Here is a 13,026-nt window from a genome sequence, read left to right on the forward strand (position 1 = left end):
TGCCGGGCTCGGCACACGTCAAATATAGGCAGGCAAAAGGGCGAGTTACAAGAGTTGTGAGTCAAAAAACGTCAAAAAACTTTCAACCTCATGGAAAAGGTCACGTTTTTGCTGCCTGTTTTGTCACAAATTGCAATAGCCCTGCCTGTTTGAAACGCATTATGCCTTTTCCGGTTCCATAACAATCATACGGTTTCGATGCCGCTATCCCGATTCGCGGTGGTTTCGGGGAATTCTGTCGGGTTTACGACATGTGCGTAGTCGCTTATCGGCTTGGGATATCCGTACTTATACCCCTGCACGGAGCGGCAATCATGATCGTTCAGGAAGCTTGCCTGTTCGTCGGTTTCGACCCCCTCTGCAATCACCTCGAGGTTGAGGTCGCGGCTCAGATTGATCACCGCACGGACGATGGCAATCGCCTGATCGTTGCTGACCAGCTTCTTGATAAAGGACTGGTCGATCTTGATGCGATCCACCGGGAAGTTCTGCAAGGTTGCAAGCGACGAGTAACCGGTGCCGAAATCATCCATGGCAATCCGCACACCCAGCTTTTTGATATCAGAAAGAATCTTCATCGAGCGCGCCGGATTGTGAATAAGGGCTGTCTCGGTGACTTCCAGTTCAAGGCGTTTCGGATCAAGACCGGTTTCATCAAGGATACTGGCAACCACCTCCGGCAGTTCGTGTTTCTGCAATTGAACCGCAGACAGGTTGACCCCGATGCCAAGCGGATTTTTCCAGCGTGCGGCCTCGCAGCAGGCGGTTCTAAGCACCCATTCGCCCAGCGGCACAATCAGGCCGGTTTCCTCGGCAATCGGAATAAACCGTCCGGGCGGGATCGATCCCAGTTCCGGATCGGTCCAGCGTAGCAAGGCTTCAAACGAGTGGATCACCTGATCATCACCATCGGTCTCGCATTGCGGCTGGTAATGAAGTTCAAGCTGTCCGTTCTCCATCGCCTGACGCAGATTCGACGAAAGCTGGCGCTTGAAACGGTATTCCTCGTCCATTTCCGACGAATAGAACACGATGTCATTGCCGCCGGATTGTTTGACCCGATACATCGCAAGGTCGGCATGGAAAAGGATGCTTTCGGCGTCATTGCCATCGGTTGGATAATGCGCAATCCCGATACTTGCAGAAAGTTTCGCACGGTGTTCGGCATTGACGAAAATCGGGAGTGCAACACAATCAAGGATTTTCTGGGCCGTTTCGCGCGACCGGACGATGACATTATCCATATCTGATTGTTCAGGGTGCGACAGCAGGGCGACAAACTCGTCACCGCCAACGCGCGCGATCACCACATCATTGCTGAAAAGGTCTGACAGGCGTTCGCCCAGTTCCCGAAGCGCATGGTCGCCGGCAATGTGGCCAAAGCTGTCATTGAGTTCCTTGAAGTGATCGAAATCAATGCACATCACCGTCAACGGGATGCCTGTTTCATCCGATTCCGTAAGGGCCTCGGCCAGGCGGTCATTGAATGTCGACCGGTTCAGAAGCTTGGTCAGGGCGTCACGTTCTGCCAGGAAACGGATATGGTTTTCCGCGGCGTAACGTTCGCGCAAGTCACGCAGGGCGAATATTACTGTGGCATCGGATATTTCATCAGCCGGTATTTCACGTCGCACGACCTCTACCGGTATCGCGGTGATGTTATTCCAGGACAGGGTCGTTTCAGCATATCCGATCTTTCCCGACTTGAATTCGGCAGGTGTATCGGAAAGCCATTCTGTCAGGAAATACTGATCCAGAATGTCTGCGCGGGTGACGCCACCGAGTTTCAGGAAACTGTCATTGGCATCAATCACCCGACCATTCTGGGTCAGAACAAGTGCTTCGATGGCGGAATCACCCAAGATGCGCATGCGGTTACTGACATGATCGCGAAGCTGCCGGTCAAGAAGGGCGGTGACAAAACCAATGGCAATCAGTCCGATGGCAACCACGGCAACGCCGACCGCAAGATATTCCTGCGAAATAAGCTGTGCCGGGACCGGGACAGTCGGATCGGGTGTAATCACCAGTGCACCCATCGCACCGAAATGCATGGTCGCCACCGCGATGGTTAGATTTGCCTTGCCCAGAAGTTTCTGTTGGTCGGTCTGTGCTGTCTTGGCCAGATATAGCGACGCCATGCCAAACAAGGCCCCCATAAGGATGGCGGCAATCACAATATCCATGTGCCAGCTGATAACACCGGGAACGCGGATGGCAGACATGCCGGTGAAATGCATGGCCGAAATGCCAAGTCCGACAACAAGGCCGCCGACAAGACGTGACAGGACAAGGTGCGGCCCACTGACCGAGGCAATCGCGAAACCAATCGTGGTTGTGGCAATCGCAATCGCCAGTGAAACAGCCGTCAGAACGGGCTCATAGCCGACCGGAACAACCGGGTCATAGGACAGCATTGCAATGAAATGGGTTGCCCAGATGCCACCACCGGTCACAACCCCGGTCAGGAACAGCCATGCGATTTTCTGACGAAGGCGACCGATGCAGGCGCGTGCGTAAAGATTGAATGCGGTATGAATGCCCGCCAGTCCAATAAGAAGGGCAACAAGGACCAGTACGATATTGTGCTGGTGTGCCAGACAGTCATAAATTCTGTACATTCACGCGCCAAATCTAAAATTAATGTAATAGTTTCAATATCTAATACATTTTGCTGGTGTAATTTTAAGTCGGCAGGTGTATGTGAAGCAACTCAAATCGGATCTTTCCGGGGCGGGGTTCCTAGCGGATCACAACTTTGCCCTCGCCGATGATGCGCGGGGAATTGTCCCCACGGGTAAAGGTGATCTCGCCTTCATAGGTGCCAGCCGGCCATTGGCTTCCGGGGCGATCCATATTGATGAAGAACCACTTCGCACGCGGGCCTGCATCGTTGGGCAGATCAATGACAAAGTCGCGATGGCCGCCCTTGCCATCAGGTGTTTGCAGGCTCATGCGGATGACATCACCGTCATTGGCGCCAATCAGATAGGCCCAGAAATAAAGTGCCGGGCTTGTGCGTGGCAGTTCCTGATCCTTGCCATATCCGCGTTTAAGGTCGGATGCGTTCGGGCGCGCCATCGAAAAGCCATGCCCGTAAAGCGTGATTTCCTTATAGTTCAGCTGGGCACGTGCCGAAGATGACCAGAGTGCCGCATTCTCCACATTGCAATTGGTGGCACTGCTGGTGCCCATGGCGGCGCCACTGAACGGATCAACAAGTTCGCCATCCTTGCGCAGGTTGAAATGCAGGTGCGGGAAGGTGGCCTGGCCGGAAATGCCGATCCGCCCGATCACCTGACCACGGCTGACACGGTCGCCCTGTTTGACCGCGACCCAGCCACGGCGCAAATGGCAATACTGGCTTTGCCACCCATCATCGTGATCAATCAGGATGCCGTTGCCGCATTCGATGCCATCAAGGCTGCTGGGGGAAATGCGACCGGAATCAATATCCTCGACCCCTTCACGCAGGGCGACGACCGTGCCATCTGCAATCGACAGGACCGGAACACCGTCAAGCATGGTGGCTTCATCCGGGATGGCGAAATCAGTACCGCGGTGGCCGTCATATGTTGTCGTGCCACAGGCATAGTCGCGAATATTCGGTCCGGGATCGTGATCGACATAATGAACTATGTCACAGGTGTTGCCCGTACAAACGACCGGTAAATCAAACGGCGGACCATCTGCGAGGGCGATGCTGCCAAAAGACAGGGTCGTGAACACGGAAAGAAAAAGTGTCCGAATGGATCCTGATCGTTTTGGCATATAGTCCCCCGGTATCGGTTATTGTCGCCAAGCATTGGCATTTCACTATGAATCACCTTTCTCTAACATAAAGGTGATGAGATATCGAACTGCAAGATGTTGTTTATACATTGCGATATCCGATATCAGTTCAAGGTGACGCCTACGCGCCCCTTATCACACAAGGCAGGATGAAATGGATCAGAGCGGATTATTTCGGCTGGGTATCTTTGCCGCCATCTTGGTGGTCATGGCCTTGTGGGAGGCGGTGGCCCCTTATCGACCCAGGGAGGCCGTGCGCCGCCCGATGCGCTGGCTAACCAATTTTGGTCTGCTGTTGCTGAGTGCCGCCCTTTCACGTTTCACCATCGGGGCTGCGATGATTGCCGCTGCCATCTGGGCGCAGGCCAATGGTTGGGGGATAAATAACCTTTTGGGCATGCCTGCATTATTGTCCGGGTTGGTCACCATCATTGTTCTTGATTGTGTGATCTATTGGCAACATCGCCTGACCCATATCGTGCCGGTGTTCTGGCGGTTTCACCGGGTGCATCACTGCGATACAGAATTTGATGTCTCGACCGCTGTGCGTTTCCATCCGGTCGAGATCGTCGCATCCGCGCTCTACAAATCGAGCTTTGTCTTGCTGATCGGGGCCGATCCGTGGGCGGTGGTGATTTATGAAAGCATGCTAAGCGGCTTTGCCCTGTTTAATCACGGCAATGTGCATCTGCCCAAACGCCTTGATCGCGCCTTGCGCCTGTTGGTCGTTACACCCGATATGCACCGGGTGCATCATTCAAGTTTGATGAAAGAAACCAACAGCAACTACGGCAACATCCTGTCGATCTGGGATCGCCTGTTTGTCAGCTATATCGATCACACCAAGGTCAATGATCACGATATGCAGATCGGCCTGAAGGAATTCCGCGACATGGACAGCCAAAGTTTGCTGGGTGTTTTGTGGATGCCATTCGGGCGTCGCTGATTACGCTGGCACCACGCCGCGCACCGCCATCGCCGATGCCACAAGCGACCGCCGCCCGTCTGTCTTGCCACCAAGATATGCCAGACGTGTGGCCTGCTGAATTTCATAGGCCGTGTCGGCATATTGCCGGTTAAAGAAATTGCGGATCAGGCTGTGCGCCCCCATCAGTGACTGCCAATAGTCATCGAAATCGATGAAATCCATGCGCACCGCCAGAGTTGCGGTTTCAATATCGCCCAATCCCGCATCCGACCAAAGATCGTAAAGGTCGTCCTCATCCTGATAGGGGACGTCGAAAACTTCTTCGCGCAGTTTTTCCCCTTCCAGTCCGCCAAGAATGGCCGCGGCATCCAGAAACAGTCGGATAAAGGTCAGCCCGCCTGATCGATCCCAGACAGAGGCCGCTATTTTCCCGTTCGGTTTGGTGACGCGGACCATCTCGGCAACCGCCTTTTCCGGATCTTCCAGATCATTGATCAACAATTGCGAAAACGCAGTATCAAAACTGTTTTCCTCGAACGGCAGCGACAATGCATCCCCGGTTTTCAGTTCGATATTTGAAGCTTCTTCGCGCAGAGCGTCTGTCAGGTAATCGGGGATCAGGTCAATACCGACAACCCGCGCATCCGGATACCGGTTGGCCGCAGCCAAGGTTAGGCTACCCGTGCCGCAACCGACATCAACCAACGACCCGCACGAAGGTGCTGCGACAAAATCAAGGAAGCTGCGCGACAGACGGCGGCTCCATCGACCCATGGCAATTTCATAGGTGTCTGCGATCGTGGTGTTCATCGGCGGCGTTCCCCAAAGGTTTGATCTTTTGAATTATTTTATAGCGATGACGGGTGGGCATGCCCTGATATGTCTCCGTTTCCGATAATTTCAAGCACAAGACAATTGGCCATTCGACGAAATAGGCATTGCTCATTTTGAAAAACGCGCAATAAAATTACAAATATTGCATTGCGGAATAATCATAAGCGCGACATCTAATGACTAAGTGACCGCGCAACAGGCAAAGGGTTCCAAGGAAATGAACGAACGCGACGGACTTCATGGGCTGTATTTCGAGGATCTGGAGATCGGCCTGTCGGGAAGCTATGGCAAGACGGTAACAGAAACCGATATTGTCATGTTTGCCGGCATTACCGGTGATACCAACCCGGTACATCTTAATCAGGATTACGCCCAAACCACGATGTTCGAAGGCCGGATTGCCCATGGTATGCTGTCGGCCGGGTTCATTTCCACCGTTCTTGGCACCCGCTTGCCGGGGCCGGGTACGATTTATCTTTCCCAGAACCTGCAATTCAAGGCCCCGGTCCGGATTGGTGACACTGTAACGGCGCGCGTCACTGTTCGTGAACTGATGCCGGAAAAGAAACGCGCCATTCTGGAAACCAACTGCTATGTCGGGGATCGCTGTGTGATCACGGGCGAGGCAACGGTCATGGTGCCTTCGCGCGGTTGACCCGGCAAAGCTCGCTTTTTTGTCGGAAAAGTCTTTACGCTTCGGGCCTGCGCCCTATATAGCTGCCTGCTGGATTTGCCGATAAAAGGTCGGCAGGCATGGAACGCAGCAAAGAGAGACCGGCGCGAATGCGCGTTTTTCGATCTTTTGAGAACCTGACCGATGATGCGCGCGGCGCCGTTGTGGCGATCGGCAATTTCGATGGTTTGCATCTGGGGCATCAGTCGCTTCTGGATCAGGCACGTGCGATTGCCCGCGATCTTGGTGCGCCGCTTGCGATCCTGACGTTTGAGCCGCATCCGCGCATGCTGTTTCGCGCCGATGATCCGCCGTTCCGTCTGACCTCGGCCGAGGACCGCGAAACCGCGGCTGGCAGCATTGATATCGACCTGTTCTATGAAGTCGAATTTAACCGCGACTTTGCCGCCATGACCGCCGAGGAATTCATCGAACGCGTTCTGGTCACGGGTCTTGGCGCCAAACATGTCGTGGTTGGCTGGGATTTCTGTTTCGGCAAGGGCCGGGCTGGCGATGTTGATTTGCTGCGCGCCATTGGTGAGAAATCCGGTTTTGGCGTCACGGCGGTGACCGCTGTCACCCATGATAACGGGATTGTCTATTCCTCGACCGCGATCCGGCAGGCGCTCCGTGATGGCCGTCCCGAAGACGCCAAGCATCTGTTGGGACGCCCGTGGGAGATTGGCGGGGTTGTCGCCCATGGCGATGCGCGCGGACGCACCATCGGCTTCCCGACGGCTAATGTTCCGCTTGGCAATCACCTGCGTCCGAAATTCGGGGTTTACGCTGTCGAGCTTGGACTGGTTTCTAAAACTGATGGCAAAACCGTCGAACGCTGGATCCCCGGAGTCGCCAATATTGGCGTGCGGCCAAGCTTTGGCGGCGATGATGATGCCGGGCTTGAAGCGCACCTTTTTGACTTTGATCAGGACATCTATGACCGGCGGGTGCGCGTGCGTCTGCACGGCTTTATCCGCGGGGAAAAGAAGTTCGATGGGCTTGATGCCCTGAAAGCCCAGATCGCAGCAGATGTGATCGCTGCCAAGGATATTCTCGGCAAGATTTGAATTTGTTGACGAACCCGCTATGATCCGCGCGCTTTTCGCAAGATCAGCTTTTCGCGAGATCTCCGGGGGTTCGCCCTTTTAATTTGTTCAAGACGACAGGACCGTCACGATGAGTGTCGAATACAAGAAAACCGTTATCCTGCCCAAGACCGATTTCCCGATGCGGGCGGGTTTGCCAAAGATGGAGCCGACCCTGCTCGAGCAGTGGAAGAAAGAGGACCTCTACGGCAAAATTCGCGGTATTTCGGCCGATCGTGAAATGTTTGTCCTCCATGATGGCCCGCCCTATGCGAACGGCCATCTGCATATTGGTCATGCACTGAACAAGATCCTTAAAGACGTCATCACCCGTTCCCAGCAGATGCTGGGCAAGAACGCTGTTTACGTTCCGGGTTGGGACTGCCACGGCCTTCCGATTGAATGGAAGATCGAAGAACAATACCGTGCCAAGGGCAAGAACAAGGACGATGTTCCGATTGCCGAATTCCGCAAAGAATGCCGTGAGTTTGCCCAGAAATGGCTTGATATTCAGCGTGAAGAATTCAAACGCCTTGGCGTGATGGGCGACTGGGACAATCCCTATGTCACCATGGACTACAAGGCAGAAGCCTCTATTGCCCGTGAACTTGGCAAGTTCCTGATGAACGGTTCGCTCTATATGGGCTCCAAACCGGTCATGTGGTCGGTGGTTGAAAAGACCGCCCTTGCCGAGGCCGAAGTCGAATATCACGACCATACGTCCAAAACGATCTATGTCCGCTTCCCGGTCACCGAGACCAAGGTTGATCTGCTTAAAGACGCGACCATCGTCATCTGGACCACGACCCCTTGGACCATTCCGGGCAACCGCGCGATTTCGTACGGCGAAGATATCGAATATTCGGTGATCGAAGTTACCGAAACCGCCGAGGAAGCCTGGGCCACAGTCGGCGAGAAGATGGCTGTCTGTACCGACCTTCTTGAAGACCTGTGCAAAAACGGTCGCGTTACCGGTCACAAGGTTGTCGGCACCTTTAAGGGCTCCGAGCTTGAAGGCACGCTTTCAGCCCATCCGTTCCGCGGGCAGGGCTATGACTTTGACGTACCGCTTCTGGCAGCCGATTATGTCACGACCGATACCGGTACCGGCTTTGTCCACACCGCACCGACCCACGGCCCGGACGATTACCAGACCGGCCTGAAATACGGTCTGGAAGTGCCGGAAATGGTCGATGGTGACGGGGCTTATTATCAGACCGTGCCGCTGTTTGCCGGCGAACGCATCTATGATGAAAACGGCAAGGAAGCCGGTGCCAACGAAGCTGTCATCGCCAAGCTGATCGAAGTGGATGCGCTGCTGTCGCGCGGTCGTCTCAAGCACTCCTATCCGTGCTCGTGGCGTTCCAAGGCGCCGGTGATCTATCGCACCACACCGCAATGGTTCATTTCCATGCAGGATAATGACCTGCGTGAAAAGGCGCTTAAGGCGATTGATGAAACCCGCTTTGTGCCGGAAGCCGGTCGTAACCGTCTGCATTCTATGATCGCCAACCGCCCGGACTGGTGCGTATCGCGCCAGCGTGCATGGGGCGTGCCGATCACGGTGTTCATTGAAAAAAGCACCCGGCAGCCGCTGCGTGATCAGGAAGTCCTTGATCGCGTGTACGAAGCCTTCTGCGAGGAAGGTGCTGATGCGTGGTTCACCCGCGATGCACAGTATTTCCTTGGCGACAAATACAACGCCGATGATTTCGAACAGGTCACCGACGTGCTTGATGTCTGGTTTGATTCCGGTTCGACCCATGCCTTCGTGCTTGAAGAACGTCAGGACCTGAAATGGCCGGCTGACCTTTATCTTGAAGGTTCGGATCAGCATCGTGGTTGGTTCCACAGCTCTTTGCTGGAATCCTGTGGTACCCGTGGTCGCGCCCCGTACGAAGCGGTTCTGACCCATGGCTTTGTTCTTGATGGCGAAGGCCGCAAGATGTCGAAGTCGCTTGGCAATGTGATTGCGCCGAACGATGTGATCGACAAACTGGGTGCAGATATCCTGCGTTTGTGGGTGGTGAGCTCGGATTATCATGATGATCTGCGCATCAGCCATGAAATCATTCAGCGCCATTCCGACATCTATCGTCGTCTGCGCAATACCCTGCGCTTCCTGCTGGGCAACCTTGATGGATTTGACCAGTCTGAAAAGGTTGCGGATAACGAACTGCCGGAACTGGAACGTTGGGTTCTGCATCGTCTGAGCCACCTTGACGACATGGTGCGCAAGACGACGGCGGATTACGACTTCCACAGCATGTTTATCGAACTGCATAACTTCTGCGCGCTCGACATGTCGGCGTTCTATCTTGATATCCGCAAGGACGCGCTTTATTGCGACGCGCCAAGCAGCCTGCGCCGCCGTGCGGCCCGCACGGTCATGGATCGCGTGTTTGATTGCCTTGTGCGTTGGTTGGCACCGGTTCTGTGCTTTACCGCCGACGAAGCATGGCGTGCCCGTTATGGCGCAGACAGCTCGGTGCATGCAGAAACCTTCAACACGGTTTCGGATGGCTGGAAAGACGATGCGCTGGCCGCCAAATGGGCCAAAATTCGCAAGCTGCGTCGTGTTGTCACCGGTGCGCTTGAACTTGAACGTGCCGAAAAACGCATTGGCGCCAGCCTTGATGCCGCACCAAAGGTTTATGCGACCGCTGATTATGTCGAGGCCCTGGCTGGCCTTAATCTTGCCGAAATCGCCATTACATCTGACATCGAACTGATCACGGGTGACGCACCGGATGGTGCCTATACCCTTGATGATGTTGCAGGTGTCGGTGTTGTGTCGGCACTGGCAGAAGGCGAGAAATGCGAACGTTGCTGGCAGACCCTGCCGGAAGTTGGCAGCCACGCTGAACATAAAACCGTTTGCAACCGCTGTGCGGATGCCGTTGATGAAATGGGAATTGCCGCCGAGTAACGGTGGCGTTCGGGAACGCCCTGCCAGCTGGCAGGGCACATCCCGGCAAGTCAGAAAGAGTGTTGATGAAACATCGTGCCTTTGTGTTTGGTCTGATCGTCATTGCAATCGTGTTTGGTGTCGACCAGTGGACCAAGGCGCTTGCCATTGATGGTCTGTCGAACCCGCTTCGCGTCATCGAAGTGACGCCGTTCATGAACTTTGTTCTGGCCTGGAACCCGGGTGTTTCGTTTGGCCTGTTTCAGGGGCAGGCACCTTGGGTGATGATTGCGGTGACGGCGGCCATCACCATTGGCTTTGGCATCTGGATGTGGCGCACGCGCGATTCCATGCTGCGCTTTGCCCTGGCAATGATCATTGGCGGCGCGATTGGCAACCTCGTTGATCGTCTGCGCCACGGGGCTGTGACCGACTTCATTGATCTGCATGTTGCGGGTTATCACTGGCCGGTATTCAATATTGCCGATAGTGCAATCACGGTTGGTGCGGCGCTACTGTTGATCGATTCCCTTTTTGGCGGTAAAAAATCTACCAGATGAATTTTGGCCGGGCGAACATGGTCCGGTTTTGAAGTGGTAATGAGGCACAAATGGCCCGGAAACTGACGACCAATATTTTCAAAATTGCATTGCTGAGCGGACTTGCGCTTGGCGTTTCCGGTTGTGAATCAACACGTGAAACCTTTGGCCTGAACAAACAGTCGCCCGACGAGTTTGCGGTTGTTTCGCGCGCCCCGCTCAGCCTGCCGCCTGATTTTACGCTGCGTGTTCCTGATCCGGGCGCACCGCGCCCACAGACCGGTTCGACCACCGATCAGGCGCGTCGTATTCTGGTTGGCGAAGATCCCAACGTTGTAAAACGTGACATCACCGAAGGCACGCGAAGCAAGGGTCAGGTTGCCCTTCTTTCGGCATCCGGTGCGCAATATGCCGATCCGGAAATCCGCAACACGGTGGATCGTGAAACCTCGATCTTCATTTCCGAAAGCGAAGGCGTCGTCGACGATCTGCTGTTCTGGCAAGAAAAGCCGGAATTCGGCACTGTCGTCGATCCGGCCGCCGAAGCCAAGCGTATCCGCGATCAGCAGGCATTGGGTGACAATGTTGCCGGTGGTGCCGATACCCCGGTGATCGAACGCAAACAGAAAGGCTGGCTGGAAGACATCTTCTAAGCTTCGCCAGACGGTTCGCCGACTACACGACAATTTGATGCATTCAGACAAGGGCGCGATGGTTTCGCGCCCTTGTTCTGTCATATTCGGTTCTTAAGAAATGCCTGTTGAATGCAAGTGCCGCGTTCTGCCGGTCCTGCATTGAAACACACCGTTTGCATAACCATCCTGAATTGGAATGGGACGCCACAATGAGAATTTCTGGAACAATCCGATCAATGACGCGCAGCTCTGTGGCTGTGCTCGCCCTCGTCGCACTGACTCTTGCCCTTGTGCCCGGTTTGTCACGGGCGGCTGTTTTCAGCCCGCAAACTGCCACCCTTGATAACGGTATGCAGGTCGTGCTGGTGGAAAACCACCGTGCACCCGTCGTTACCCATATGGTCTGGTACAAGGTCGGCTCGGCCGACGAGCCCCAAGGTGTATCGGGCATTGCCCATTTCCTTGAACATCTGATGTTCAAGGGGACCGATAAGGTGGCCCCGGGCGACTTTTCAAAGATCGTTGCGCGCAATGGCGGCAATGACAACGCCTTCACCAGTTGGGACTATACCGGATATTTCCAGAACATCGCACGTGACCGGCTTGATCTGGTGATGAAGATGGAAGCCGACCGCATGACCAATCTGAAACTTTCAGATGATGTGGTTCTGCCCGAACGCGATGTGATCATCGAAGAACGCCGGTCGCGCATTGATACCAGCCCGGGCGCACTTTTGGGCGAACAGATGCGCGCGTCCCTCTATATGGCGCATCCCTACGGTCGGTCGATCATTGGCTGGCGCCACGAGATGGAAAAACTTTCCACCGAAGACGCACTTGAATTTTATCGCGACTGGTATGCGCCCAATAACGCCATTCTGGTTGTTGCCGGCGACATCACGATGGATGAATTGCTGCCGATGGCCGAAAAATATTACGGCGTCATCCCGCGTGGTAAGGACATGACCCGTGACCGTGTTCAGGAACCGGTTCAGCATGCCCCGCGCAAGGTCACCATGCGTGACCCGCAGGTCGGTCAGGCATCCTGGTCGCGCTACTACCTTGCACCGTCCTATAATACCGATGCGGCTGATGCCGCACCGCTTGATGTGCTGAGCGAAATCATCGGATCGGGCACCACCAGCCGCTTCTTTAAGGCGCTTGTGGTTGATCAGGAAATCGCGTCAAGCGTTGGCACCTTCTACGACCCGGTCGCGGTCGATCTGGCAAGCTTCGGTGTCTATGCCGTTCCGCGCGGTGATGTCGATCTGGCCGACCTTGAAAAGGCGGTGGAGGCCGAAATTGCCAAGGTCGTGTCTGACGGTGTGACGCAGGATGAACTCGACCGTGCCAAGCAGAAGCTGCTTGATAGCGCCGTTTTCGCCCGTGATTCGCTATCGGCCGGTGCACGTGTGCTCGGCCAGTCGCTTGCGGTCGGTTTGACCGTGGATCAGGTCGAAAGCTGGCCGGATCGGATTTCGGCCGTGACGGTGGATCAGGTCAATGAGGCTGCCAAACGCGTCTTTGATGCCAACAAATCCGTCACCGGCTGGCTGATGCCGCCCGAAGGTGGTCCGGTCACGGGCGCTGGTGCCGCCCTTCCGATTACCTCCGGCGAAGGAGTGCACTGAT

General features: G+C 55.0%; 10 protein-coding genes. 7 read left to right on the plus strand and 3 right to left on the minus strand.

What is annotated here, in order from left to right; genetic code table 11:
• Positions 1 to 185: 185 nt before the first annotated feature.
• Entirely contained in the window at positions 186 to 2,621 is a 2,436-nt protein-coding gene (locus tag DY252_RS04770) for a bifunctional diguanylate cyclase/phosphodiesterase (RefSeq protein WP_064787439.1), read from the minus strand.
• Positions 2,622 to 2,742: 121 nt separating this feature from the next.
• Complete coding sequence (locus tag DY252_RS04775) at positions 2,743 to 3,771, minus strand: M23 family metallopeptidase (protein WP_064787438.1); 1,029 nt, start codon at positions 3,769 to 3,771, stop codon at positions 2,743 to 2,745.
• A 175-nt stretch (positions 3,772 to 3,946) separates the two neighbouring features.
• Here DY252_RS04775 and DY252_RS04780 point away from each other — a divergent pair, with 175 nt between their 5' ends.
• Positions 3,947 to 4,738, plus strand: coding sequence for a sterol desaturase family protein (locus DY252_RS04780; protein WP_064787437.1), 792 nt, complete (start codon positions 3,947 to 3,949; stop codon positions 4,736 to 4,738).
• On the opposite strand, the gene DY252_RS04785 is transcribed toward DY252_RS04780, so the two are convergent.
• Positions 4,739 to 5,530, minus strand: coding sequence for a class I SAM-dependent methyltransferase (locus tag DY252_RS04785; RefSeq protein WP_064787436.1), 792 nt, complete (start codon positions 5,528 to 5,530; stop codon positions 4,739 to 4,741).
• Between the two features lie 241 nt (positions 5,531 to 5,771).
• On the opposite strand from DY252_RS04785, the gene DY252_RS04790 reads away from it, so the two are divergent.
• The 6 genes from DY252_RS04790 to DY252_RS04815 all read left to right on the plus strand — a co-directional run bounded on the left by DY252_RS04790 (position 5,772) and on the right by DY252_RS04815 (position 13,025).
• On the plus strand, positions 5,772 to 6,209 hold the full coding sequence (locus tag DY252_RS04790) for a MaoC family dehydratase (protein WP_064788231.1): 438 nt from the start codon (positions 5,772 to 5,774) through the stop codon (positions 6,207 to 6,209).
• A gap of 128 nt (positions 6,210 to 6,337) precedes the next feature.
• Positions 6,338 to 7,294, plus strand: coding sequence for a bifunctional riboflavin kinase/FAD synthetase (locus DY252_RS04795; RefSeq protein ID WP_064787435.1), 957 nt, complete (start codon positions 6,338 to 6,340; stop codon positions 7,292 to 7,294).
• A 109-nt stretch (positions 7,295 to 7,403) separates the two neighbouring features.
• The gene (gene ileS, locus DY252_RS04800; RefSeq protein ID WP_064787434.1) at positions 7,404 to 10,241 is read left to right on the plus strand and encodes an isoleucine--tRNA ligase; all 2,838 of its coding nucleotides are present in this window, start codon (positions 7,404 to 7,406) and stop codon (positions 10,239 to 10,241) included.
• A gap of 65 nt (positions 10,242 to 10,306) precedes the next feature.
• Positions 10,307 to 10,780 carry a signal peptidase II gene (gene lspA, locus DY252_RS04805; RefSeq protein WP_064787433.1) on the plus strand — a complete coding sequence of 158 codons (474 nt, stop codon included), beginning with the start codon at positions 10,307 to 10,309 and terminating at the stop codon, positions 10,778 to 10,780.
• Positions 10,781 to 10,830: 50 nt separating this feature from the next.
• Entirely contained in the window at positions 10,831 to 11,412 is a 582-nt protein-coding gene (locus tag DY252_RS04810; RefSeq protein ID WP_064787432.1) for a DUF3035 domain-containing protein, read from the plus strand.
• A 218-nt stretch (positions 11,413 to 11,630) separates the two neighbouring features.
• Entirely contained in the window at positions 11,631 to 13,025 is a 1,395-nt protein-coding gene (locus DY252_RS04815; protein WP_231959614.1) for a M16 family metallopeptidase, read from the plus strand.
• Position 13,026 lies beyond the last annotated feature (1 nt).

The sequence above is a fragment of the Thalassospira indica genome (genome assembly GCF_003403095.1).
GTDB lineage: Bacteria > Pseudomonadota > Alphaproteobacteria > Rhodospirillales > Thalassospiraceae > Thalassospira > Thalassospira indica.

Excerpts from the sequence above, each read along its gene's own strand:
- DY252_RS04770 (WP_064787439.1), bottom strand. The coding sequence starts at position 2,621 with ATGTACAGAATTTATGACTGTCTGGCACACCAGCACAATATCGTACTG.
- DY252_RS04775 (WP_064787438.1), bottom strand. The coding sequence starts at position 3,771 with ATGCCAAAACGATCAGGATCCATTCGGACACTTTTTCTTTCCGTGTTC.
- DY252_RS04780 (WP_064787437.1), top strand. The coding sequence starts at position 3,947 with ATGGATCAGAGCGGATTATTTCGGCTGGGTATCTTTGCCGCCATCTTG.
- DY252_RS04785 (WP_064787436.1), bottom strand. The coding sequence starts at position 5,530 with ATGAACACCACGATCGCAGACACCTATGAAATTGCCATGGGTCGATGG.
- DY252_RS04790 (WP_064788231.1), top strand. The coding sequence starts at position 5,772 with ATGAACGAACGCGACGGACTTCATGGGCTGTATTTCGAGGATCTGGAG.
- DY252_RS04795 (WP_064787435.1), top strand. The coding sequence starts at position 6,338 with ATGCGCGTTTTTCGATCTTTTGAGAACCTGACCGATGATGCGCGCGGC.
- ileS (WP_064787434.1), top strand. The coding sequence starts at position 7,404 with ATGAGTGTCGAATACAAGAAAACCGTTATCCTGCCCAAGACCGATTTC.
- lspA (WP_064787433.1), top strand. The coding sequence starts at position 10,307 with ATGAAACATCGTGCCTTTGTGTTTGGTCTGATCGTCATTGCAATCGTG.
- DY252_RS04810 (WP_064787432.1), top strand. The coding sequence starts at position 10,831 with ATGGCCCGGAAACTGACGACCAATATTTTCAAAATTGCATTGCTGAGC.
- DY252_RS04815 (WP_231959614.1), top strand. The coding sequence starts at position 11,631 with ATGACGCGCAGCTCTGTGGCTGTGCTCGCCCTCGTCGCACTGACTCTT.